The organism is Alteromonas sp. BMJM2 (assembly GCF_027257845.1).
Lineage (GTDB): Bacteria > Pseudomonadota > Gammaproteobacteria > Enterobacterales > Alteromonadaceae > Alteromonas.
On sequence record NZ_JAPVOT010000022.1, the window covers coordinates 1 to 23,865 of the forward strand.

A 23,865-nucleotide genomic window follows, 5' to 3' on the forward strand; every position below is an offset into this window, starting at 1 on the left:
CCAGTTTTTCCTGGCAGCCATAGCGATACGGCACCACCTGACTCCATTTCGAACTCAGAAGTGAAACGTATTAGCGCCGATGGTAGTGTGGGGTTTCCCCATGTGAGAGTAGGACACTGCCAGGTCCCATTAAGAAAAACCCGCCTAACGGCGGGTTTTTTGTTTTCTGCCCCAAAAAAATAAATGGGGGTCAGATCAACATTAATCCCCTAATCACATCCAACTCAATATGTAGGGTCAGATCTCAATATATTGTTGTCTTCAGCATATAAGTTTGGTTCTCAAACTTAAAAATAAACGAGGTCAGATCTCTATTTGTTGTCATCCGCAATGCTTAAAACAGACAAAAGATCAAAGAATCTGGTTCTGACCCCAATTATCGATTTACCGTCAAAAGAATGTGGATATGACCGCATTTATAATCTCCAAATTAGCAAACAAAAATTGAAGTCAGAATCCAATATTGTCGTCCTCAGCGTGTAAGTTTAAAATAAACGGGGTCAGAACAGTATTTATCCCCAATTTAAACAAACATAATCAAACTCAACGCTCATAAAAGAGGAACAGAACCCTACTGTTGTTATCTATAGGCTCAAACGAGAATAGATAATAGAAAATCTGGATCTGACCCCTATTATGATTTATCTGGTTCTGCCCCCAGTTATCTATCGATTATTGATTCCGTAAAGATTTTCATACCTTAAATAGCATAGTAATTGAATGAAATTATGTCTTTCAATCAAATAGTGATATATAGACTATCATTAATATTCAGTGCTTATTTTTGGTAACTCAATGCGCTTTATTTGTGATTCTATAATCTTCGTTACAATTCTTATTGCAGCCATGTTGCCATTGTCGAGTTTCGCACAAGAGGAATCGAAGACAGTTACCTTGGGAATTGTGGTGTTTCCACCTCTAGTGATAAAAGACAGTGAAACTGGCCGTTGTTATGGTGAGGTAGTGGAAATGTCCTCACAGATCCTCAAGCAGTTTGGTTATAATATTAAGGTGGAATGTGTTCCCCCTATACGGTTATTTGAAAGGGTGAAGAAAGGCGAGATAGACATAACAGTTAATGTTAAAGGGACTGCTGCGCTTGATAATCATGCTACTTTTATAGACAAGCCTGTTACAAATTTAATTATCATGAAAGTAGCAAATAGAGCGCGTTCGAATGAAAAATCGATCGCGGCTATTAGAGGCTATGATTATGTTGGTGAACGGAAACGTTTAATAGAAGAAGGGTATTATTTTGTGGATATGCCCACTAGTGTCGATTCAATCAAGCTTTTTCTGTTTGATAGAACTGCGAACCTCATTACATATCAGAGACCATTTTATTATTTCCTTGGTGACAAACCGCTGAGTAAAGAAACGAATTCAATTACCTTACGAAAAAATATCCCAACTTTTTTCGCGGTATCACACCAAAGTAAATTCAATGGTGACCTTCTTCAAAAACTGGAGACCTATACCCAAGCTGTCAATGAAGCAACGATAATGGAACATGTCTTAATGATGCAGTGATAAGGGGGTCGAACATTTATCCTGAGACGTTATATATCGTAACCTTTTGAAAGTTGAATATATTAAAAATAGTTAAACATTTTTGAAAGCAAATTGTTAACAGCTCGGTCTTATTTATTGAACGTCAACATTGTGGTTTACAATAGAATAAATTTCCGAGGGGTAAAAATGAAGCAAATTAATAAAACATCAATAGCAACAGCGTTAGGTGCAGTAGTTATCGGCTCGTTAGCATCAAGTGTAGCGGTAGCAGATTCAAATCCATTCGGTATGCAATCTCTTGAGTCTGGTTATAGTCAATTTGCCGCAGAAGGAAAATGTGGCGAAGGCAAGTGCGGCGGTGATAAAGCCGCAAAAGAAGGCAAATGCGGCGGTGATAAAGCCGCAAAAGAAGGCAAGTGCGGCGGCGATAAAGCAGCCAAAGAAGGCAAGTGCGGCGGCGATAAAGCAGCCAAAGAAGGCAAGTGCGGCGGCGATAAAGCAGCCAAAGAAGGCAAGTGCGGCGGCGATAAAGCCGCAAAAGAAGGCAAGTGCGGCGGTGATAAAGCCGCAAAAGAAGGCAAATGCGGTGGTGATAAAGCTGCAAAAGAAGGCAAATGCGGCGGCGACAAAGCAGCGAAAGAAGGTAAGTGCGGTGAAGGTAAATGCGGTAGCATGTAACCATTGCTTCCTATGATCCGTAAGATGGCCGTCAATTGATGGCCTTTTTTTTCAATGCTGTTCTTGGAGACTAAGAGTGAAAAATATCAAAGGTGCTGGTTTAGGCTTCAGACGTGAAATGCTTGATGATCTTTTCCCTATTCTTCCTAAAGAAGTCGATTTTTGGGAAGTGGCGCCAGAAAACTGGATCCCTCTTGGTGGCATCTACCAAAAACAATTTGAGAAGGCCATTGCACAAGCACCATTTAGTACCCATGGACTGTCCCTTTCAATAGGCAGTAGTGATAAACTTGACGTTGAGTTTATAAAAACCGTGAAGCAGTTCTTAGACAGCAATAACATAGGCCTATACAGCGAGCATTTAAGCTACTGTTCTGGGAACGGTCATATGTATGATTTAATGCCTATTCCCTTTACTGAAGAGTCGATTAAGCATGTAGTCTCTAGGATTAAGCAGGTACAGGATATTCTCGAGAGACCTCTCGTATTAGAAAATGTGTCTTACTATATTGCGCCAGATCAGGATATCTCTGAACTTGAATTCACCAACGCAGTTTTATCCGAGTCTGGCTGCGCTATGTTGCTAGACGTTAATAATGTTTACGTAAACAGTATTAACCACAACTATTCTCCACATGATTTTATTAAAGGACTGCCGTCTCACAAAATAGTCTACGGTCACATTGCGGGACATTACGACGAGGCTGCAGATTTAAAAGTGGACACACACGGCGCCGATGTTATTGAGCCAGTATGGAAACTATTAGACTATGCGTATAGCGTACATGGCGTTTACCCTACTTTACTAGAGCGTGACTTCAACATTCCCTGTGTGGATAATTTACTCAACGAAGTGCGTAAAATTAAAGCAATACAGTCAAAACACGCGTCTACTGAAATGAACTCTTCAAGTAGGGGAGTTGCGTGATGCCTTCGTTACAACAAAGCCAGAGTGAATTTGTACAAGCGATAAAAGACCCTTCAACGCTTAACGCGAAAAATGATGATCACTTAAGACGGATGAAAATTTATCAGTCGCTATTTTTCAGCAACATAAATGGTTTCGTTAGCTCAGCACTTCCAGTCTTAAAATCTATTATCATTGCTCAACATGGCGAGAACCAATGGGAGCAAGTAATCCGTCAGTTCTTTATTGAACATCAATGCAGGTCTCCTTATTTTAACGACATCAGTAAAGAGTTTGTAGAATACTTAGCGACATCTCCCGCTTTAGGTTTTGAACTACCAGCGTTTTCTTGTGAGCTAGGCCATTATGAATGGCTAGAGCTAGAAGTGGCCACGCGTAAAAGCAGTGAAAGCCTCTCGTTTTACTCATCAGGTGAGGATATTACCGCGGTAAAAATTTCACCATTCGCCACGTTAGCGTCATATTCCTACGCGGTGCACCTTATTGGTCCAGACCATTTGCCCGACAAGCCTATGGACGCGCCCCAATATTATGTCGTATATCGAGATGAAGAATATCAAGTTCAATTCGTTCATTTAACTGCGATGACCGCCATGCTGGTACATACCGTAGAGGTAGCTGAAAAAGGCATTTCACTAGCGGTATTAGCTAACCAACTGATTGAGCAGGTGCCAAGTATTCCTCAGCCAACGCTCAAAGCGGGAATGGAACAAACTGTCGTCGATTTGCTTCATAAAGGGATATTAATGCCGGTATAAGCCTGCAAGATCTCTAAATATAACCGGCACAGTGCTTAATTTTTTATCATTTGATGTGTCTATTATTAACTTTATCCACCAACTGTATTTATTGTGAGCGTTTAACTATATTAGCGCTGTCAATCGGGCTTGCTTTCGATTAACATTTACGACCATTTTTTTGTTCACAATTATTGTTTAGGTAGTGCATATGGCTGACAATGAAGATTTTAAAGAAGTCTATAACAAATGGTACTTCTTGGCCTCATTAGTAACTTTACTCGCTTTTCCGTTGATGCATATCATCGCCGGTTGGTTCACGTTCTGGTTATAAAGCAGACATATAAGGTATTATCGTGACTGCAGAATATATAAAATCAGTAGTGAAAACCGTTCCTGACTATCCAAAGCCAGGTATATTATTTAGAGATGTAACTAGCGTTTTAGAAGATCACAAGGCGTTCAAAAGCTGTATCTCATTACTTGTTGAAAAGTATCAGGGTATGGGATTCACAAAGATCGCAGGCACTGAAGCTCGCGGCTTTTTGTTTGGCGCGCCTTTAGCAATTGAGATGGGTATTGGGTTTATCCCAGTACGCAAGCCGAACAAGCTACCCAGAGAAGTTGTAAGTGAAAGCTACGAGCTAGAATATGGCACAGATACGCTACAAATCCATCGCGATGCAATTGTCCCTGGCGACAAGGTATTGTTGATTGATGACCTTCTTGCTACCGGCGGAACTATTGCTGCATCGGCGAAGCTCATTCGCTCATTGGGTGGTGAGTTAAACCACGCTGGGTTCGTTATTAATCTACCCGATTTAGGCGGTCATAAAAAATTGACCGAACTCAACATCGAAAGCTATTCAATTTGCGAGTTTGAAGGCGAGTAGTTAGCCATTCAAAAAGGCGCAAGAAAGCCACAATAAGGCGTGATTAAGCTTGATGAGGCATAACAAGGCGTGATGAGGCAAAGAGTACAATAATGAGTTATCAGGTATTAGCAAGGAAATGGCGACCAGGGAAGTTCGGTGAACTTGTCGGCCAAGAGCATGTGGTGTCAGCCATTTCAAATGCCTTAGATAACGATCGTTTGCATCACGCTTATCTGTTCACCGGCACACGAGGCGTTGGAAAAACGACAATAGCGCGTATTTTCTCTAAAAGCTTAAATTGTGAAGTAGGTCAGGGAGCTAATCCTTGCGGACAGTGCCATACTTGCAAAGAAATTGAGCAAGGAAATTACGTTGATTTGCTCGAGATTGATGCGGCATCAAGAACGAAAGTAGAAGATACGCGAGAGCTTCTGGACAATGTGCAGTACAAGCCAACTCGTGGCCGCTACAAGGTGTACCTCATAGATGAGGTACACATGCTCTCGAAACACAGTTTCAACGCGTTGTTAAAGACGCTGGAAGAGCCGCCTCCTCACGTAAAATTCCTGTTGGCGACCACCGATCCACAAAAGCTGCCCATCACCATTTTATCTCGCTGTCTTCAGTTTAATCTTAAGGCTATGTCGCGAGAGCAAATTGTTGGCCAACTTACCCATATTCTAGAGCAGGAGCAATTGAGCTTCGAGCCTCAAGCGCTGTCGCTGCTTGCAAGAGCCGCACAAGGCAGTATGCGTGATGCGCTCAGTTTAACTGACCAGGCCATTGCGCAGGGCGGAAACCAAGTAACTGCATCGGTGGTTACCGACATGCTTGGTTTAATGGACAAAAACCAGCTGCTCAAAATTATCAATGCGGTGGTAAATAAAACACCCAATGATGTGATTCAGTTGGTCAACGACTTGGCTGAGCAGGCGCCAGATTACGACAATGTTCACGGTGAATTGGCGAGCTTACTTCATCAGATAGCCTTGACCCAATGGGTGCCGGAGGCATGTAAGCTAGAGACAACATCGGCAAAAGCGATTTATCAACTCGCTAAAACCATCCCCGCTGAACAAGTACAGTTGCTCTATCAAATCGCAATTCAAGGGAGAAAAGACTTACCTTTCACAGCCGATGGTAAGAGCGCATTTGAAATGACATTAATGCGAATGATGTCGTTTGCACCTGCAACACCTCCTGAGAATGGTGCAGACACCATTGAGCGCGGAGGTAGTGGGCACGACCTTCCCGTCAAGACCGCCTCTGAATCAAAGACTGGTGATCCGGGAAACGTCGGTAAGCAAGGGGAAGCGCTTAAAAGCGAAACTCTTGCAGATGCCACACCACAAGCAGAAACAGCAGAGCCGCAAGTTCAAGGGCAACCCACTTTTAATACAGCATCTGAATCTGATGTACAGCCTGAGCCAGAGCTTTCAGAGGCGTCTAACTCAGCTTATCGCGGTAGTGATATGGATACTGTTGAATTAGAGCCATCAGCGGATCAAGAGCCATCAGCGGGACAAGAGCCATCAGCGGATCAAGAGCCATCAGCGGGACAAGAGCCATCAGCGGATCAAGAGCCTTCAGCGGATCAAGAGCCTTCAGCGGATCAGGAGCCTTCAGCATATCAAGCGCCTTTAGCGAATAAACAGCCTTCTGAAAATACAGTGCCTGAACTCTCAGCTGTTGCTGAGAATGTTGCAAACCATGACAACACAGCAAACTTTGACTCTGATCCTCAACTGGGTGAATCCCAGCCCAATGAATCACAAAAGGCCGAATCAGAAAAAGCTGAATCACAACGGCAAGTGTCTGAAAAGCCCGAACCTGAGCAGCCACAGAAACTCGAGCCGCAGCAGTCAGACTCGAGGTCTGAAGCTTCGTATCCGCAAAGTGATTTGTCGCCATTTTCTGATAATGAGCCTCCGCTAGATGCCTACATGGATGATATGCCGCCTGCCAGTGATGAAGAGTATCCATCAGATATAGATAACAGCTTTTCACACCATGCTGACAGCGAGCAAAGCGGTGCGCAAGATACCATGCCAGATACTTTGCCAGAAACTGCACAGCCGTCTCCAGAAGAACAGTTGAGTGCTACTGCAAGCATGCTCGCGCTTAGACAAAAAATGAAACAGCGCAAGGCACAAGACACAGAAGATAAAAAAGCGCAGGCATCTGCAGAAAGTCCTTCGCAGGACGCCGCTGATAGAATGTCTAATACTCTGCGTTCTCGATTTTCAAATGCGAACGCAACGTCATCAGGGCAGAATAACCAAGCGCAACTTTCACAGAAGCATTTTGAACAAGAGCAAACAGCCCCAAATCATTCTCAATATCAACGTGAATCTCAAATGTCAGAGGCTGAGGATAGCGCTAAAGAAGTGGAACCTGGTTTATCAAACTCAGCGAATACAGCCTCTGATAGCATAAGCTCGCCCAATACACCAGATGTTCAGCCTTCTGTTAACAGCAACGACAGCGGCGAAGGCAGTGCATTCGATGATGACGAGTTTTTCGATGCCGAATTTGAAGAAGATATGCCGTTTGCGAGTGACTCGCAGCCTGTTTCGCTTGTTTCGCAGACCGCTTTATCAAACGAAGGCTCATTACAAGAAGTAGCCTTACAGCAAGGCACGCCACAAGAAAGTACATCGCAAGCGCATTCTGAAGATGGCTTTTCTACAGAAGATCTACCGCCGTGGGAGACTGAACAGAGCAACGGTTCTTTTGCTTCCAATGACACTGTAGCTTCTAATTATATTGCGGAGCGCGACTCATTAGAAAGTGCAAATACTGAACAAGTGCCTTTAAAGCCTGCCAATCAGGCTATTAGCAATCAGCCGAGCGGCTTTGATCAAGATAGCAACCTTCAACTCAGCGGTGAAAATTCGCCAAGCCAAGATGCTGCTGGCAATGAGTTAGACGCAAGATTCACCTCACAAAGCGGCAGTTTAAGTGCGTACCTCGAAGATGGAACTAAACTTACTCATGCTAGCCAAATAGATGAGTGGAGTAACTTAGTTGAGCAGATGCCAATTGCAGGGCTTTTAAAACAATTGTTCCTTCATGCTTCTTTTTCTCGAGATAACGGTACTGTGTCCCTTGAAATTGATAACAGTCAGTCGCATCTACTCAATGAGAGCGCGAAACAGCAATTGCTAGACACACTGCATCATGGACTGGGAGAGAACGTAACGGTGAATATTACGTTAGGCTCACCAAATTCAACACCATTTGCACTGCAGCAAGATATTCATGCAATGCGCCAGGCGCATGCACATTCAGTTGTACAAACTGATGAAAAAATTCAAGCGCTGCTATCAATTTTTGATGCCTCAGTGCTGACCGATTCGGTTAAAGCACGATAGCAGATTAACTTAATACCAAACAAAGTGAGATAAAAATATGTTTAAAGGCGGTATGGGCAACATGATGAAACAGGCGCAGCAGATGCAAGAGCGCATGCAGAAAGTGCAGGACGATCTCGCTAAGCTAGAAGTTACCGGTGAAGCCGGTGCAGGTATGGTTAAAGTCACCATGACCTGCAACCACAACGTACGCCGCGTTGACATCGACGACTCGCTAATGGACGACGATAAAGACATGATTGAAGATTTGGTTGCTGCGGCGTTTAACGACGCCGTTCGCCGTGTCCAAGAAACCAGCAAAGAAAAAATGGCTGACGTAACTGGCGGTATGTCACTTCCACCAGGTATGAAGCTGCCGTTTTAAATAGGGCTAATCAAAGCAGGGCCTATTGAGGCAGGTTGCTATAAAAACTGAACTTGATAAATTTTAATTCAGATAAAGCACCCGCCCGATAATTCTAGTATTCAAAAGCCTTGGAACATTCCAAGGCTTTTGCACATTCAGCGTTCGTTTTTTGTGACGCTATTTTCCTGTAGTCTGTGTCTTCCATAGTCTTCACATCACAACCACTGTATTAAACGTACTGAGCATCAAAATCTAACTCTCCACCGTTCCTCTGCAAATGCGTTATCACTTGTCAGGGAGAGTACTCGCTGATACGGTATTATTTTATTAATAGGGCGTGCTGTTCTTTGTTGTGCATTTTTTCAGCTGCCTGTGTGCTTTTTAGACAGCGCGCTCCTATAGGGATATGTTTATGAAATATGGAATATTTGTACTTGTATTCGCGGCTTTTGTTGCGGGCTATTTTGTCGGTCAAGCAAGACCTTTTACGGACGCTGATACATCATCGTCTTCCCCGCTCACGACTAGCACTTCTTCATTGCTTACGCCAACGTTAAATGCCCAATCTGTCGCTGACTCTGATTTAAAATCAGGGGCCCCAAATAACCAAACTACCGACCCCCTAACTAGTAATAATCAAACTAGTGATAACCCATCTGACGACTATCAGCAGCAGTCAATATTGCCAGATAACTCAGATGAAACAGAATCCGGAGACGTCCTTGCCAGTCAAAATGATGATATTCAAAAAGGTGCCCCCTCATCTGACGCTAATACATCCGACCAACAAAATGCTGCATCGTTTCCCGCTGCACAGGAAGAGCTCGATGAATGGGTAACTGCTCGAAAAGAGGCGCTTCAACAACAGCTTAACGATGCAATCGGTGAACAAGATGCATTGTGGATGTACGATCAAGTGCTAAAAGATAATGAGTTTCTCAACCAGCCCGCAGCGACTAATGCATTTGACGACGATGTGGTGTCGCGATTTGAAATGGAACAAAAGCTAAGAGATTTTATAACCGCTAGAAGCAAAGACCCTCAACTTCAGATACTCAGTGTGAACTGTATTCAAGGACGTTGTGAAATTACCTTGGAAGGCAAAGACCAGACAGCAGCTATCTTCTTATTCTTTGATATTCAGAAAGACAACTCGTTGGGAGTAATCGAGTTAATGACCCCCACATTTTATATGAATGACGAGGGAAATTATTGGCTCTATAGAACCCTTACTTATGCAGTGAATTAATCTTGCGCATCGCTATCTTGAATCGCCTTTACAATCCGCTATAAAAGAGGTTTCACCAGCTTTTATACTGTTAATGCATTACAATAGCGAGAACTTTGGAGCCATTCACAATGGCATCTCGTATTATCACTATCTAATATCGCCTATTAGGGCTTGTTGAGCTTTATTCCGCACTTTGCAGCGTTTTGTGTGCTGTTTAAATAAGGTCAACATGCCCTGACTATTTCTAGATAAAAAGGAACCCGTCTTGATCAGAAAAGGTTTGGTCACATCCACTCTCATTCTTATTCCTATTGCTATCGTATTAACTGTTTTCAGTATCTATTCTTTATTCAGTATCAAAACAGTCACCGTCGACCCGAAACTAAGGGAGATATCGGGTATCGAGTTTGATAAAAAGCAGCGCCTTTGGGCGATTAACGACAGTGGCGATGGCCCCATTCTTTACATGTTAAATAAAGACGGTTCCATCGCTCGTGAAGTGACAGTATCAAATGCTAAAAACGTCGACTGGGAGGACATGACACAAAACCAGTTTGGTCATTTTTTCTTAGGTGATTTTGGTAACAACGATAACGACAGGCGTTGGCTGACTATTTATAAAATTGAAAACCCTATTGATATTAAAACCGACACCACAGAGGCTGAAATCATAAAGTTTACTTACCCTCAAATGGAAGAAGGTGAGATCAAACCAGAAGATAAAAACTATGACCTTGAGGCATTCGTTGAATTTAAGCACCACCTTTATCTGTTTACTAAAAATAGAACAAAGCCCTTCGACGGTATCACTAAACTGTATAAGGTGGGCGATCATGCTGCTAATTTTGATGCTGAATTAATCGGTGAATTTAAAACCTGTACCACGCTGGAAAAGTTATGCTGGATAACCTCAGCGGCGATAAGCCCAAATAGAGAAAAGTTGGTTTTACTTGATTCAACCAGTTTATGGCTATTTGAAAATTTTGATGGCGATAACTTTTTCAATGGTGATGTGTCGCGCATAGACTTAGGCATTATCACGCAAAAAGAAGCGGTGACCTTTTATGACGACAACACGCTTATATTTACTGATGAAGAATTCAAAGGCTTGGTAGGCGGAAATGTGTATGAAGTTAAACTCGACCAAGTAAAGCGGAACGTGATTAAATACCCTCAACAAAATGATAGCGAACGAATAGCGAAGTAGTCTCATTATGAAGTTTAGTCCCTTACTTGCAGAGCTCATTCAAGCGTTAACTTGCCTGCCGGGTGTTGGCAACAAAAGTGCGCAGCGAATGGCTTTTCATTTACTCGAGCGAAACCGAAAAGGTGCCGTTGCCTTAAGCGATGTATTGCACAACGCAATGGAGCATATCCACCATTGTAAGCGCTGCAGAACCTTTACCGAAGATGAGCTGTGTGACATATGTCGGCACCCTGAGCGCGAGGCCAGCGGCCTTCTGTGTGTGGTGGAAAGCCCTCAAGATGTATTGGCAATAGAGCAAACCATGAGTTTTAAGGGTCAGTATTTTGTTTTGATGGGACACCTATCACCTATTGATGGCGTGGGACCAGAAGAAATTGGTTTGAATGAACTTGAAGCGCGATTTGCCGCTGGGGGGATCACCGAGGTAATACTTGCGACCAATCCTACCGTAGAAGGTGAAGCCACCGCCCATTATATCGGCCAGCTATGTGCATCTCACCACATTGACGCCTCTCGTATTGCCCACGGCGTACCTGTTGGGGGCGAACTAGAATACATTGATAACAACACACTAACCCACGCATTCTCGGGGCGGCGTAAACTTTAGTGTGATAAAAACAAATAAATTTTCTCTCTTGTAGTTGAAAAACACGCTTCGAGTCCACACCTGTCTATCAGTAACGTGATCCATTCAACGAGGAGATACTGGATTATGGCTGAAGCAGCCCATAAAGAAACCCACGGTTTTCAGACGGAAGTAAAACAACTTCTACATCTGATGATTCATTCTTTGTACTCAAACAAAGAAATCTTCTTACGCGAGTTAGTGTCTAACGCCGCTGATGCCGCAGATAAATTGCGCTTCCGCGCATTGGAAAACGACGGTCTCTATGAAAACGATGGCGACCTGAACGTTAAACTAAGCGTGAACAGCGAAGCGAATACCATCACAATCGCCGACAACGGCATTGGTATGTCTCGAGATGAGGTTATCGCTAACCTTGGTACTATTGCTAAGTCTGGCACAAAAGACTTCTTTAGTAAGTTGTCTGGCGATAGCGCAAAAGACTCGCAGCTTATCGGACAGTTTGGCGTAGGTTTCTACTCTGCGTTCATCGTTGCTGATAAAGTCACCGTGCGTTCTCGCGCCGCGGGTGCCGATGCATCAACGGGCGTTGAGTGGGTTTCAGATGGTGGCGGCGAGTTCACTATTGCCGACATTAACAAGCCCACTCGGGGTACCGAAATTACGCTTCACCTTCGTGAAGAAGAAAAAGAGTTTGCAGACACGTGGCGTCTTCGTTCAATTGTTAGCAAATACTCAGACCACATCAGCATTCCGGTGCATATGTGGAAAGATGAAGTGCCTGAAAGCGAAGGACCTGATGGCGAGAAAATTGAAGCTCAGCCTGGCGAGTGGGAAGCCGTTAACAAAGCAACTGCACTGTGGACTCGTGACAAGTCTGACATCAGTAATGATGAATACAACGAGTTCTACAAGCATATTTCTCACGACTTTGCCGATCCACTTTCGTGGGCACACAACAAAGTTGAAGGAAAAACTGAGTACACTAGCTTACTGTATATTCCTTCAAAAGCGCCGTTTGATATGTGGAATCGTGACCAAAATCACGGTTTGAAGCTGTACGTTCAACGTGTGTTTATCATGGACGACGCCGAACAGTTTATGCCTACGTATCTTCGTTTTGTGAAGGGGTTACTTGATAGCAACGACCTTCCACTGAACGTGTCTCGTGAAATTCTTCAAGATAATAAAGTGACTCAAGCGCTGCGCCAAGGGTGTACTAAACGCGTGCTTCAAATGCTTGAAAAAATGGCGAAGAACGACGCAGAAAAGTATCAGTCTTTCTGGAATGAGTTTGGTAACGCCCTTAAAGAAGGTCCTGCTGAAGATTTTAGCAACCGCGAAAAAATTGCCGGTTTACTTCGTTTCTCATCGACTCACGGTGATTCTGATGCGCAAACCGTATCACTTGCCGACTACATTGAGCGCATGAAAGAAGGGCAAGACAAGATTTACTTCGTTACTGCAGACAGCCTGCAGGCGGCTAAGTCGAGTCCTCACCTTGAGATATTCCGCAAGAAGGGTATCGAAGTATTGCTAATGGGCGAGCGCATTGACGAATGGTTAATGTCCCACCTGACTGAGTTCAACGAAAAGCAGTTTACTTCAATTGCGAAAGGCGACTTGGACTTAGGCGATTTGGAAGATGAAGAGTCTAAGAAAGCCCAAGAAGAAGCTGAGAAAGAAATTGAAGGTGTACTAGAAAGAGCAAAAGCGGCGTTAGGCGAGAAAGTGGTAGATGTGAAATTTACCCATCGTTTAACAGACTCTCCTGCGTGCATCGTAGCCGATGATAATGGCATGACAACGCAGATGATGAAGCTAATGCAAGCAGCTGGTCAAAGCGTACCAGATGTTAAGTATCACTTTGAGCTTAACCCTGAGCACAGCCTTGTTAAAAAGCTAGCCGATACGCAAGACGAAGAGTTGTTCAATGAATGGGTAGGGGTGTTATTCGACCAAGCTGCACTTTCAGAACAAGGCAGTCTTAAAGACCCTGCTACCTTTGTTCAAAACATGAATGCATTGTTGATGAAGCTAGCAAAATAAGCGGCTTTTAAACCACTGCAAACTTTAGAAAACGGGCTTTACGCCCGTTTTTTGTTTTTATGTCTTAAAATCCAGTATACCCATAATAATGTGCTATATTTTCAGGCCTTAAATACGCAGCCCCCACTGATATTGCATACGTGGGGAATCAAGCGTGTAGATAATGGCCGATAGCGTCGCAGTTTATGCGTTGCTCAAAAAGTGACTATAAGTTGAACGTATATTCGCCATTAGTCGTAAGATTAGCCTTGGGGTGCTGCTTACACTTGTCACTAATGTATTGAATGTGTAAAGTGCCCGAAGTAAAAATTTTAAAAAATCATAAGCGGAGAACGCACTCATGCGAATCATTCTTCTCGGCGCTCCTGGCGCGGGTAAGGGCACACAAGCTCAGTTTCTAATGGGCAAATACGGTATTCCACAGATCTCTACAGGCGATATGCTTCGCGCAGCTATCAAAGCTGGTACCGAACTTGGTTTAAAAGCCAAGCAGGTGATGGATGAAGGTAAGCTGGTTTCTGACGATATCATTATTGGTTTAGTGAAAGAGCGAATTGCAATGGACGATTGCAAAGACGGTTTTTTACTCGACGGCTTTCCTCGCACTATTCCGCAAGCGGATGCAATGAAAGAAGCCGGTGTGAAAGTTGATCACTGCATTGAATTTGATGTTGCAGATGATGTGATTGTTGAGCGCATGGGCGGAAGACGAGTACACCCTGCGTCTGGTCGTGTTTATCACGTAGTCTACAATCCGCCTAAAGAAGCAGGCAAAGACGACGCCACTGGTGAAGATCTTATTGTCCGTGAAGATGATAAAGAAGAGACTGTTCGCAAGCGTTTAGCTATTTATCATGAGCAAACTAAGCCACTCGTTAATTACTACATGGCGGAAGCAGATGCTGGCAACTGCGAGTACCACAAACTCGACGGAAACCGTCCGGTCGATGACGTTAGCGCTGACCTTGAAAAGCGCTTGAGCTAACCAGCTCGACACATTACAAGAGGCCGCATTAATGCGGCCTTTTTATTGTGACGATTTTATTATGCCTTTAAAGTGAGAAGACGGCGTGACTTTCGTGTGCTGCCCCCCCCCCCCCGAATTATAACTCAGAGCGATGACTAACGGGGATGGAGCTTAGAGGGCGAGTAATTAAAAGTGTAACTGAGAGCGCTAACTAATAACGCATCACATTCAGCTATACGTTGTTAAAATCTCTATGCTACCTTAGAGACATAAGTTGCAAAAACGGTTGCAAGAATAATTATAAAAATTGGAGTTGATAATGGTTTTACCAATTACGGCCTTTTACGCCAGCTTATTAGGTATATGCTACCTGTACCTATCGTTTCTTGTAATTGGCGCACGTCGTCGGCACAACGTCAGTCTAGGTGATGGCGGTCATGAAGATCTTGGGCGTTTAGCGCGAGCTCACGGCAACTTTAGTGAATACGTACCCATCACGCTAATTATGATTGCGTGTTTTGAAGCAAATACGGGTCAAGCATGGGCTGTGCATGCATTAGGGAGTGCTATTTTGTTTGGAAGGGTATTACATGCCTACGGTCTAGGAAAACACGCAGGCGTTAGCTGGCAGCGTTTTGCAGGTATGCTCCTCACCTTTCTCGCGATGTTAGTCACCGCCGTTGGCAATTTAGCGTTAATTCACTTTGGGATGTAGTGACTGCCGAGCTAGCTTTGCTAGTAAAGCGTCTACAACAAATAATGAGTCTAAAAAAGCCCGCATCGCGGGCTTTTTTTTGGCGTATAGATTCTACCAATCCGCATAGTTCATTGGCCACTCAGAAGGTAATTATCAATGCGGACTAATGGAATTAATTCAGTGTCAACAAGACGCGGTCTTGTCGTGGTAAATAATAGTGACTCTTATCAAGAGAAAAAGCCACAGAGGTGGCCCTGCCTTGTATTTCAGAGATAGGAAATAGTCCATAGTAGCGAGAATCCATGCTGTTATCTCTATTATCACCCATGGCCAATATATAGCCTTTTGGTATGGTCACTGGGCTAAATGAGGATGCAGGGTTACCAATCAAGGGGTGAGTGACGCCGCTGCTATCAATAAAATCACGGTTAGTCAGCGCAATAGTGCGAGAGTCACCTAAAAGATTCTCTTGATAAAAAGGTGCAGTAAGGGGCGTGATGGTGGCTGATTCACCGTTTATGAAAAGGCGATTATGACGAAGTTCAACAGTGTCGCCCGCCACGGCAACCGCACGTTTAACCAATCGATTCTGTGCTGCACTGCTATTGATAATCACAATATCGCCACGCTCTACGTCGCCAGTATTGGCAATGACAATGTCACTAAAAGGTAATTCTAGGGTGTAAGCTGTTTTATCTACCACTATTCTGTCGCCCACTTGAATTGTCGGTTCCATCGAGCCTGATGGCACATGATACCAGTCGGCCATACTGCTTCTGAATGAAAACATAAGGACAATAAAGAGAATAAAAGGAAGATTTTCTTTAATCAGTTTTTTTGCGTTTGGCAAAGCCGTGTCTTTGTTCAAGAGGGTATCCACTAATGTGTATGGTGTATTTAGTTAGATACCTAAAAAACAAAATGTTCATTATCAAGATGTAAATGAGTGTGTCGGCACAAAAAAGCCCATCGTTATGATGGGCCTTTTGTGTAAATTAGCGCATATGTACGAGCTTTTTTATCAGCTTATTTTAAAACACACTTCATGTAGAGTTACTTATGACGCTCTTGTAATACGCTCAGCGCATCGTTTAGCGACATATCGCTTGCTTGCAACAACACGGTGAGGTGATACAACAAATCAGCAGCTTCGTTTTTAAGTTCTTCTTTGTCGTGAACGGTTGCGGCTAATGCAGTCTCAACGCCTTCTTCCCCCACCTTCTGCGCAATGCGTTTAATGCCTTTGTTGTAAAGACTGGCGGTATAGCTGCTTTTAGGATCGGCAGTTTTACGTGAAGCCAATACGCGCTCTAGGTCCGCTAAAAACGTAAACGCAGGCGTACTGCCTTCAAACCAGCAGCTTTCTACACCGGTGTGACAGGTCGGGCCGTTCGGGTTAGCTAATACTAGCAGTGAATCGCTATCGCAATCACACGCAACACTCACCAAATCTAACGTATTACCCGATACTTCCCCTTTCATCCACAAACGTTGTTTAGAGCGGCTGAAGAATGTCACTTTGCCACTTTCTAAAGTTTTGGCCAGTGCGTCTTGGTCCATATAGCCTTGCATTAACACTTTGCCAGATAATGCATCTTGCACAATCGCAGGTAAAAGATTATCCATCTTTTCCCATGCCAAGGTATCGCTGTTTTCATTAGTAATGATCATGGGTTAACTCCTTCTGCTTGCGCTGTTAAGCCATGACGCTTGCGCATAGGGACGCCGTTGGCAGTCAACTCTGCTTTCAACTCGTCTATATTAATAATGTTTTTATGAAATACGGATGCGGCAAGGGCCCCATCAACGTCAGCTTGCTGAAACACGTCGGTAAAGTGTGCAATTTCGCCTGCACCACCTGATGCAATTAACGGCACTTCGCACGCATCTCTTACCGCTTTAAGCTGTTTAACGTCGTAACCATTGCGCACGCCGTCTTGATTCATGCAGTTAAGCACGATTTCACCAGCACCACGAGACTGCACTTCTTTTATCCAGTCTATGGTTTGCCACTGACTTTTTTGAGTGCGGCTTTCATCACCAGTAAACTTGTACACTTCGTATTGATTAGTGGCTTCGTTGTAAAAGCTATCAATACCGATAACCACGCATTGCTGACCATAAACGTCATGTAACGCGTTTATCAAATCAGGGTTATTGAGGGCAGGGGAGTTAATGGAGATTTTATCCGCGCCCATTTCCAGAATGCGCCCAGCATCTTCAATACTTTTGATGCCGCCAGCAACACAAAATGGAATATCAATCACTTGCGCAATACGGCTTACCCAGCTTTTATCCACAACGCGAGCATCAGAGCTTGCTGTAATATCATAAAAGACCAGTTCGTCAGCGCCTGCCTTGGCGTATTGCTCAGCAAGTGGAACAATATCACCAATTATTTCATGGTTTCTAAATTGAACCCCTTTTACTACCTTGCCGTCGCGAACGTCTAAACAAGGAATTATGCGTTTTGCCAGCATGCGATAGCCTCCTTCACGGTGAACTTACCTTCGAGTAAGGCGCGACCTAAAATAACACCATCAACCTTGGTTGGCTTTAAAACGGCAATGTCATTAAGACTCCCAATACCACCAGAGGCTTGCCATTTCACATTAGGAAACTGAGCTGCCATTTCTTCATACAGCGCTTTGTTCGCGCCTTGTAAGGTGCCGTCACGGCTTATGTCTGTGCACAACACGTGTTTAGCACCCACAGTAGCGAAATCGCTTAACAGCCCCTCAAGGGCAACGCCTGAGTTTTCTTGCCAGCCATGGGTGGCAATCAGTTTTTCGCCGCTTTCGCTGATATTAATATCTAAGGCAAGTACGATATGTTCTGGTCCGTATTTCTCAACCCAAGACTTCACTAGCTCAGGTTGTTTAACGGCAAGAGAGCCAATCACAACGCGACTTACCCCTGTCTCAAGTAACTGTGCTACCTCTTCTTCAGAGCGAATGCCGCCACCAGCCTGAAACTTCATGCGCTTGGTGTCTACCATAGATTTAATCAATGACAGTTGGCGCTTGCTCGTATCTTTTGCACCCGTTAAGTCAACAATATGCAGCCACGTAGCGCCTTGGTCAGCATAGTCGTGTACTACCTCTACAGGGTCTAATTCGTATTGTGTCTTTTGCTCGTAATCGCCTTGGTAGAGACGAACCACGTGTCCGTCAATAAGATCAATTGCTGGAATTATCATTATAAGTTCACAAAGTTGGTAAGAAGTTGTGCGCCAGCCTCGCCGGAACGCTCTGGGTGAAACTGCACGCCATAAAAATTGTTTTTATTAATGGCCGCAGAAAATGTGCCGCCGTAATCGCAACGGGCAAGGGTATGAGCATAATCAGGCACGGCAAAGCTGTGTACAAAGTAAAAGTAGGTATCTTGAGGAATGCCTTTGAACAATTCGTCATCACTGTGCTGTACAGTGTTCCAGCCCATGTGAGGTAAACGCAAACCGTTCGCCTCCATGCGTGCTACGTGCCCAGGCATGAGTGAAAGACACGGAATATCACCGCTTGTATTATTCATTCCACCTTCAGCACTGCTATCTACCATTAACTGCATACCTAAACACACGCCTAATACAGGTTGAGTGAGAGACTGTAGTGTAGCAACAAGTTCTTTTTGTTTAATACTCGTCATCGCAGCAGAGGCTGTTCCCACGCCAGGCAAAAATACTTTATCTGCGGCGGTGATAACGCTTTTATCATCAGACACTTCTACCTCTACGCCTAAACGCTCTAATGCAAATCGCACAGAAGAGATGTTGGCACAGCCAGTATTGACAATAACTATTCTCTGTCGTTGGTGAGTGTTTACCACTGACATTACAGTGCTCCCTTACTGCTTGGCAGTGCGTCGCCTTTTAATGCGATTGCTTGACGAAGCGCGCGACCAAATACTTTAAATAAGCTTTCAACCTGATGGTGCGCATTACCTTCGCTTGTCGATAAGTGTAGAGATAAGCCCATACTTTGCGCTAAAGAATAGAAAAAGTGTGGCACCATTTCTGTGGCCATTTCACCCACTTGGTCACGGCTAAACTCTGCTTCAAATTTAAGGTGAGGGCGGTTTGAAATATCCATTATGCATTCTGCGCGACACTCATCCATAGGCAGTGCAAAGCCAAAGCGACCAATACCGCGTTTGTCTCCTAGCGCTTTTTTAAGAGCCTCTCCAATTGCTAGCGCGGTATCTTCAACGCTGTGGTGATCGTCGATGTGCAAATCGCCATCTACGGACACATTAAGCTGAAAGCCACCGTGAACGGCAATTTGATCTAGCATGTGATCGAAAAAGCCAAGCCCCGTGTGAATAGCCGACTTCTCTTGAGAGTCTAAATCTACACGCACTCTAATATCGGTTTCAGACGTAGTACGAACCACTTCTGCGATACGAGACGAAGCAAGAATAGTCTTTTGAACTGCATTCCAGTCAAGGCTGTCGCGGTTGTATTGCAGCGCCTTAATACCCATATTTTCAGCAAGTTGAACGTCGGTCATTCTATCGCCAATTACATAAGAACGCGTAAAGTCTACCTTGCCTTGTTGAAGATAGTCTTTAACCATACCAAGCTTAGGTTTACGGCAGGTGCAGTTGTCTTCATCAAAATGTGGGCAAATAAGCACGTCGTCAAAGGTAATCCCTTGGCTTTCAAAAATACCCATCATGGCATTATGCGCCACGTCAAAGTCTTGTTGAGGGAAGCTATCAGTACCTAAACCGTCTTGGTTAGTTACCATTACCAGCTTAAACCCTGCTGCTTTGAGTTTTAACAGTACCGGTATAACGTTTGGCTCGAAGACCAGTTTTTCTAAACTGTCTAATTGCTTATCTACAGGCGGTTCTTCGACAAGAGTGCCGTCGCGGTCTATAAATAGTATGGCTTGCTGACTCATGCCCCGTCCTCATTTATAAAATCATTTATTAATTGCATTAATCGTAAATTTTGTTCTTCGCTGCCAATGCTCACTCGTAGGCAGTTAGTGAGATTAAGCTGTTTAGACTGGTCGCGAATGAGCATTCCTTTCGATACCAAGTACTGCATTAGCGCTGCAGACTTTGCATATCTAAATAAGATGAAGTTTGCCTTTCTGTCACCAATTAGGCGAATGCCATCAATTTTTGACAGCGCAGTGGCAAGTATCTCTTTCTCGCGATTAATCGTGTCTACCTGCAGTTGTAAAAGCGTTAACGACTCCGTCGACAGCGCTTTCCCTGCAATCTGAGCAACCGGCTCAGGAATAGGGTACGGCGCTATGACTTTCAGCAGCGCCTGAATAACAGACTCTTGGGCTAAGGTAAAACCGCAGCGAAGCCCTGCTAACGCAAAAGCCTTCGACAATGTACGCAGTATAACAAGGTTAGGGTAGGCCTCGATGTCATTTGCCCACGTGTTGTCGGCATCAAACTCGATATAGGCTTCGTCTACTACCACTAACGCCTTATCTGCAAAGTGAGTTAACACTTTTTTGATGTCATCTCGAGCAACCTGAGTACCGGTTGGGTTGTTAGGCGCACAAATAAACACAACGTTGACGTCGTCGGTAGCACAAACGCCATCCACGTCTAAGCTAAAGTCTTCGTTAAGCGGTACTTTTTTCACACCCACATTGCAGGTTTCAGCGCTTATTGCGTACATACCATAGGTAGGGGGGCAAATAAGAATATTGTCTTTACCTGGCGTACAAAATGTTCTAATGAGTAGCTCAATACCTTCATCGGCGCCGCGCGTAACAATAAGGTTGCTACTATCGACACCCGCGTAAGCGGCATAACCACTCACCACCTTGCTTGGCTGACAAGAAGGGTAGCGATTAAAGTTACTGCTATCTACAGTATAGTCGTTAGCATAGGGCGACTCATTTGCGTTTAACCAATCTTGCCCGCCAGAAAACAAACGTCGGGCAGACTCGTATGGCTTAAGCGGCACTAGATTTTCGTTAATCAGCGTATCTACTAAGCGAGACATTACGCGTTGCTCCCATTATTGACATCAACGGCATTAGACGTGTCGATTATGCCAAGCTTCTTCATACGAAGCGCCACAGCCTGCTCGTGGGCATCTAACCCTTCTGCGCTAGCGAGGGTCATGATTGCTGGACCAAGGTTGCGCATACCGTCGGCTGATAACTCTTGAATCGTGTAGCGGCGCATAAAGTCTAACAAGCCTAAACTTGAGTAGTTTTTCGCATAGCCATAAGTAGGCAAAACGTGATTAGTGCCTGAGGCGTAATCCCCTGCTGATTCCGGCGACCATGGGCCCAGAAAAATTGAGCCTGCGTACTTTATTTTTGGCAAATAGCTTCGTGCATCTTCAATTTGAACAATCAAGTGTTCCGCCGCATAAGCATTGCTTGCTTCTATTGCTTCGTCTATGGAACTGGCCAAAATATAACGTGCGTTTTCCATGGCCGGTCTAGCTATTTCAGCGCGAGACAAAGTAGCAAGCTGTCGTTCAATAGCGGCTTTCGCTGCGTCGATTAATTCACGGCTATCACTGACTAAAATTGCCTGTGAGTCTGGACCGTGTTCGGCCTGTGAAAGTAAATCGGCGGCAACAAATTCAGCATCAGCAAATTTATCTGCCAGTACCAAGACCTCAGAAGGGCCCGCAGGCATATCGATTGCCGCGCCATCAGCACGTTGACTCACTTGTTGTTTAGCTTCGGTAACAAAGCTGTTTCCAGGGCCAAAAATCTTATCAACCTGTGGAATGCTTTCAGTGCCTAATGCCATTGCCGCGACGGCCTGAGCGCCTCCGCACAAAAATATATTGTCAATGCCGCACTTGCGAGCAGCATAGGCAATTTCAGGTGCAATGCGCTGCTGTTTATTGGGCGGAGTACATAAGAGCTTGCGCTCACACCCGGCAACAAGCGCAGGCACACCAAGCATCAATACAGTTGATGGTAGGGGAGCGCTGCCCCCTGGAATATATAGACCAACGGCATCTAAAGCGGTAAATCGAAGCTCACAGTGCACGCCAGGTGTTGTTGTCAGTGAAATATCAGAAGGTACCTGCGCCTCGTGAAACTGCTTAATATTGTCAAAAGCGGTATCAATAGCGTTGGCTACTTCCACACTTACCTTCGAGGCCAATTCATCAATGTCGCTCTGCGAAAGCACTAGCGACTGTAAATCAGGGCAATCAAATTTGCGGGTGTAATCTAAAACCGCACTGTCGCCTTTGGCCTCGACGTTAGCGATAATCTCGCTAACGGTTAGTTTAAGTTGCTGGCTATTGGCCATAGCCGGGCGCGAGAGCGCCTGTTTTTTCTCATCATTAGAAAGAGATGACCAAGTAATCATAATAGTCTGCCTTTAGCCCATCATTTTTTCGATTGGCATTACAAGAATAGAGCTACAACCAAGGGCTTTTAATTTTTCCATGGTTTCCCAGAATAAGGTTTCTGTTGATACTACATGGATAGCCACTTGCTCTTCATTGCCTGCAAGAGGAAGTACAGTTGGGTTTTCAGCGCCTGGCAACAAGCTCTTCACTTGCTCTAAATACGCCTTTGGTGCGTGAAGCATGATGTACTTACTTTCTTTTGCTAACAGCACACCGTCTACGCGAGGCATCATACGATTGATCAATGCTTGTTTCTCATCGCTCATGTCGCCGCCAACGCGCTTAATCAATACCGCTTTAGACCGGAAGATTTCTTCTTTTTCAACTAATCCGTTGGCTTCCAACGTGGCGCCAGTGGACACTAGGTCACAAATGGCGTCTGCAACCCCAGCGCGAGGAGCAACTTCTACAGAACCGGTTAGCATAACGGCTTTTGCGTTAATGCCCTGTTCTTTGAAATAACGTTCAAGAAGGTAAGGGTAGGTTGTAGCCACTTCTTTACCGTTAAGCGATTGAATACCATCGTAATCCATCTCGTTTGGCACCGCGATGGATAAGCGACAGCCGCCATAGTCTAGACGACGAAGAGTTTCGTATTTAAAAGGTTTTCCTGCAGCTTTTCGTTCGAGAGACTTTTCTTCTAATTCGTTCTCGCCGATAAAGCCTAAGTCAACCACACCGTCCATGACTAAGCCCGGAATATCGTCATCACGCACGCGCAGTAAATCAATAGGTTCGTTTGTAGAATGCGCTATCAGCAGACGATCACGAATATTGAGTTTTATGCCGATTGCTTTTAATAATGCAATGCTGTCATCGCTCAAGCGGCCTGATTTCTGTACGGCAATTCGAAGTCTTTTGCTGTTACTCATTAAAACGTTCCTTACACATGTTGTGTTTACTTGTGATTGCGCAAAACATAAAAAACCCCCGGAAGTTTCCTTCCGAGGGCCGAGAATTTTTTATCTGCGCCATTGGAAGGAGACATAGACCTTCCAGCACGAACCTGAAAGGTTATGCTATGTGGTGATGGTGGTGTTTTACAGCGCAATTAATCATTTTGAAAAAATATGTCCTAAAATTTAACGAGCGAAACATTAGCGGTTTGAACAAAAATTTGCAAGGCTAAAATGAACTCTTTGGCTACAATACGCACAAATTAATAGGCATATAGTAAAACTTTTTGATCTGAGCGAAGTTAAACCTTTTGCCATTGTGCTTAAATGGTTTTTTCTTACATGAAACTACTGTTATTCAGCGAGGTTTTTGATAGTTGAAGACTTTCACAGATACAAAGTTGGTCGTTAGTCACTATATTACG

Annotated in this window: 22 protein-coding genes, 1 rRNA gene and 1 other annotated feature; of the genes, 14 read left to right on the plus strand and 9 right to left on the minus strand. The window is 44.3% G+C overall.

Annotated elements, in window-relative coordinates:
• The first annotated feature begins 9 nt into the window (after positions 1–9).
• The 14 genes from rrf (at position 10) to O9X84_RS16910 (ending at position 15,205) form a co-directional block, all read left to right on the plus strand.
• Positions 10–125 (plus strand): 5S ribosomal RNA (gene rrf, locus O9X84_RS16845).
• 670 nt (positions 126–795) lie between these two features.
• Positions 796–1,530, plus strand: coding sequence for a hypothetical protein (locus O9X84_RS16850; RefSeq protein ID WP_269520844.1), 735 nt, complete (start codon positions 796–798; stop codon positions 1,528–1,530).
• A gap of 168 nt (positions 1,531–1,698) precedes the next feature.
• Positions 1,699–2,190 (plus strand): HvfA family oxazolone/thioamide-modified RiPP metallophore, encoded by a 492-nt coding sequence (locus O9X84_RS16855; RefSeq protein ID WP_269520845.1) that lies wholly within the window; start codon positions 1,699–1,701, stop codon positions 2,188–2,190.
• A 76-nt stretch (positions 2,191–2,266) separates the two neighbouring features.
• Positions 2,267–3,118: an HvfB family MNIO-type RiPP peptide maturase gene (locus O9X84_RS16860; RefSeq protein ID WP_269520846.1), complete on the plus strand. Its 852-nt coding sequence runs from the start codon at positions 2,267–2,269 to the stop codon at positions 3,116–3,118.
• Complete coding sequence (locus O9X84_RS16865) at positions 3,118–3,876, plus strand: HvfC family RiPP maturation protein (RefSeq protein WP_269520847.1); 759 nt, start codon at positions 3,118–3,120, stop codon at positions 3,874–3,876. The genes O9X84_RS16860 and O9X84_RS16865 overlap by 1 nt, the downstream gene beginning before the upstream one ends.
• Positions 3,877–4,211: 335 nt before the next feature.
• Complete coding sequence (gene apt / locus O9X84_RS16870; protein WP_032095911.1) at positions 4,212–4,748, plus strand: adenine phosphoribosyltransferase; 537 nt, start codon at positions 4,212–4,214, stop codon at positions 4,746–4,748.
• Positions 4,749–4,840: 92 nt separating this feature from the next.
• Positions 4,841–8,104, plus strand: coding sequence for a DNA polymerase III subunit gamma/tau (dnaX, locus tag O9X84_RS16875; RefSeq protein WP_269520848.1), 3,264 nt, complete (start codon positions 4,841–4,843; stop codon positions 8,102–8,104).
• Positions 8,105–8,141: 37 nt separating this feature from the next.
• Positions 8,142–8,468, plus strand: coding sequence for a YbaB/EbfC family nucleoid-associated protein (locus tag O9X84_RS16880; RefSeq protein ID WP_269520849.1), 327 nt, complete (start codon positions 8,142–8,144; stop codon positions 8,466–8,468).
• Between the two features lie 394 nt (positions 8,469–8,862).
• Positions 8,863–9,699, plus strand: coding sequence for a hypothetical protein (locus O9X84_RS16885; RefSeq protein ID WP_269520850.1), 837 nt, complete (start codon positions 8,863–8,865; stop codon positions 9,697–9,699).
• 262 nt (positions 9,700–9,961) lie between these two features.
• Positions 9,962–10,888: a hypothetical protein gene (locus O9X84_RS16890; RefSeq protein WP_442864554.1), complete on the plus strand. Its 927-nt coding sequence runs from the start codon at positions 9,962–9,964 to the stop codon at positions 10,886–10,888.
• Between the two features lie 7 nt (positions 10,889–10,895).
• Positions 10,896–11,495: a recombination mediator RecR gene (gene recR, locus O9X84_RS16895; protein WP_269520852.1), complete on the plus strand. Its 600-nt coding sequence runs from the start codon at positions 10,896–10,898 to the stop codon at positions 11,493–11,495.
• A 105-nt stretch (positions 11,496–11,600) separates the two neighbouring features.
• Positions 11,601–13,523 carry a molecular chaperone HtpG gene (gene htpG, locus O9X84_RS16900; RefSeq protein WP_269520853.1) on the plus strand — a complete coding sequence of 641 codons (1,923 nt, stop codon included), beginning with the start codon at positions 11,601–11,603 and terminating at the stop codon, positions 13,521–13,523.
• A gap of 340 nt (positions 13,524–13,863) precedes the next feature.
• Positions 13,864–14,508: an adenylate kinase gene (adk, locus tag O9X84_RS16905; RefSeq protein ID WP_269520854.1), complete on the plus strand. Its 645-nt coding sequence runs from the start codon at positions 13,864–13,866 to the stop codon at positions 14,506–14,508.
• A gap of 301 nt (positions 14,509–14,809) precedes the next feature.
• Positions 14,810–15,205, plus strand: a complete 396-nt coding sequence (locus tag O9X84_RS16910; RefSeq protein ID WP_269520855.1) for an MAPEG family protein — start codon at positions 14,810–14,812, stop codon at positions 15,203–15,205.
• A gap of 154 nt (positions 15,206–15,359) precedes the next feature.
• Here O9X84_RS16910 and lepB read toward each other — a convergent pair whose 3' ends face one another.
• The 9 genes from lepB to hisG form a co-directional block, all read right to left on the minus strand.
• Positions 15,360–16,055, minus strand: a complete 696-nt coding sequence (lepB, locus tag O9X84_RS16915; protein WP_269520856.1) for a signal peptidase I — start codon at positions 16,053–16,055, stop codon at positions 15,360–15,362.
• Positions 16,056–16,240: 185 nt separating this feature from the next.
• Positions 16,241–16,858, minus strand: a complete 618-nt coding sequence (hisIE, locus tag O9X84_RS16920; RefSeq protein ID WP_032095922.1) for a bifunctional phosphoribosyl-AMP cyclohydrolase/phosphoribosyl-ATP diphosphatase HisIE — start codon at positions 16,856–16,858, stop codon at positions 16,241–16,243.
• Positions 16,855–17,667, minus strand: a complete 813-nt coding sequence (gene hisF / locus O9X84_RS16925; protein ID WP_032095923.1) for an imidazole glycerol phosphate synthase subunit HisF — start codon at positions 17,665–17,667, stop codon at positions 16,855–16,857. Before hisF ends, hisIE begins: the two co-directional genes overlap by 4 nt.
• Positions 17,649–18,386, minus strand: a complete 738-nt coding sequence (gene hisA / locus O9X84_RS16930; protein ID WP_269520857.1) for a 1-(5-phosphoribosyl)-5-[(5-phosphoribosylamino)methylideneamino]imidazole-4-carboxamide isomerase — start codon at positions 18,384–18,386, stop codon at positions 17,649–17,651. Before hisA ends, hisF begins: the two co-directional genes overlap by 19 nt.
• Positions 18,386–19,018 (minus strand): imidazole glycerol phosphate synthase subunit HisH, encoded by a 633-nt coding sequence (hisH, locus tag O9X84_RS16935; RefSeq protein WP_269520858.1) that lies wholly within the window; start codon positions 19,016–19,018, stop codon positions 18,386–18,388. The genes hisA and hisH overlap by 1 nt, the downstream gene beginning before the upstream one ends.
• Entirely contained in the window at positions 19,018–20,088 is a 1,071-nt protein-coding gene (gene hisB / locus O9X84_RS16940; protein ID WP_269520859.1) for a bifunctional histidinol-phosphatase/imidazoleglycerol-phosphate dehydratase HisB, read from the minus strand. The genes hisH and hisB overlap by 1 nt, the downstream gene beginning before the upstream one ends.
• Positions 20,085–21,161, minus strand: a complete 1,077-nt coding sequence (hisC, locus tag O9X84_RS16945) for a histidinol-phosphate transaminase (RefSeq protein ID WP_269520860.1) — start codon at positions 21,159–21,161, stop codon at positions 20,085–20,087. Before hisC ends, hisB begins: the two co-directional genes overlap by 4 nt.
• Positions 21,161–22,501 (minus strand): histidinol dehydrogenase, encoded by a 1,341-nt coding sequence (hisD, locus tag O9X84_RS16950; protein ID WP_269520861.1) that lies wholly within the window; start codon positions 22,499–22,501, stop codon positions 21,161–21,163. The genes hisC and hisD overlap by 1 nt, the downstream gene beginning before the upstream one ends.
• Before the next feature lie 12 nt (positions 22,502–22,513).
• Positions 22,514–23,416, minus strand: coding sequence for an ATP phosphoribosyltransferase (gene hisG / locus O9X84_RS16955; RefSeq protein ID WP_269520862.1), 903 nt, complete (start codon positions 23,414–23,416; stop codon positions 22,514–22,516).
• 47 nt (positions 23,417–23,463) lie between these two features.
• Positions 23,464–23,583 (minus strand) — a sequence feature (His leader region).
• Positions 23,584–23,865 lie beyond the last annotated feature (282 nt).

What these genes read in the sequence shown, in the direction of transcription:
- hisC (WP_269520860.1), bottom strand. Translation starts at nt 21,161, where the DNA reads ATGTCTCGCTTAGTAGATACGCTGATTAACGAAAATCTAGTGCCGCTT.
- htpG (WP_269520853.1), top strand. Translation starts at nt 11,601, where the DNA reads ATGGCTGAAGCAGCCCATAAAGAAACCCACGGTTTTCAGACGGAAGTA.
- O9X84_RS16880 (WP_269520849.1), top strand. Translation starts at nt 8,142, where the DNA reads ATGTTTAAAGGCGGTATGGGCAACATGATGAAACAGGCGCAGCAGATG.
- recR (WP_269520852.1), top strand. Translation starts at nt 10,896, where the DNA reads ATGAAGTTTAGTCCCTTACTTGCAGAGCTCATTCAAGCGTTAACTTGC.
- O9X84_RS16855 (WP_269520845.1), top strand. Translation starts at nt 1,699, where the DNA reads ATGAAGCAAATTAATAAAACATCAATAGCAACAGCGTTAGGTGCAGTA.
- hisD (WP_269520861.1), bottom strand. Translation starts at nt 22,501, where the DNA reads ATGATTACTTGGTCATCTCTTTCTAATGATGAGAAAAAACAGGCGCTC.
- hisIE (WP_032095922.1), bottom strand. Translation starts at nt 16,858, where the DNA reads ATGATCATTACTAATGAAAACAGCGATACCTTGGCATGGGAAAAGATG.
- hisG (WP_269520862.1), bottom strand. Translation starts at nt 23,416, where the DNA reads ATGAGTAACAGCAAAAGACTTCGAATTGCCGTACAGAAATCAGGCCGC.
- O9X84_RS16885 (WP_269520850.1), top strand. Translation starts at nt 8,863, where the DNA reads ATGAAATATGGAATATTTGTACTTGTATTCGCGGCTTTTGTTGCGGGC.
- O9X84_RS16910 (WP_269520855.1), top strand. Translation starts at nt 14,810, where the DNA reads ATGGTTTTACCAATTACGGCCTTTTACGCCAGCTTATTAGGTATATGC.
- dnaX (WP_269520848.1), top strand. Translation starts at nt 4,841, where the DNA reads ATGAGTTATCAGGTATTAGCAAGGAAATGGCGACCAGGGAAGTTCGGT.
- O9X84_RS16850 (WP_269520844.1), top strand. Translation starts at nt 796, where the DNA reads ATGCGCTTTATTTGTGATTCTATAATCTTCGTTACAATTCTTATTGCA.
- hisH (WP_269520858.1), bottom strand. Translation starts at nt 19,018, where the DNA reads ATGTCAGTGGTAAACACTCACCAACGACAGAGAATAGTTATTGTCAAT.
- hisB (WP_269520859.1), bottom strand. Translation starts at nt 20,088, where the DNA reads ATGAGTCAGCAAGCCATACTATTTATAGACCGCGACGGCACTCTTGTC.
- hisF (WP_032095923.1), bottom strand. Translation starts at nt 17,667, where the DNA reads ATGCTGGCAAAACGCATAATTCCTTGTTTAGACGTTCGCGACGGCAAG.
- adk (WP_269520854.1), top strand. Translation starts at nt 13,864, where the DNA reads ATGCGAATCATTCTTCTCGGCGCTCCTGGCGCGGGTAAGGGCACACAA.
- hisA (WP_269520857.1), bottom strand. Translation starts at nt 18,386, where the DNA reads ATGATAATTCCAGCAATTGATCTTATTGACGGACACGTGGTTCGTCTC.
- O9X84_RS16865 (WP_269520847.1), top strand. Translation starts at nt 3,118, where the DNA reads ATGCCTTCGTTACAACAAAGCCAGAGTGAATTTGTACAAGCGATAAAA.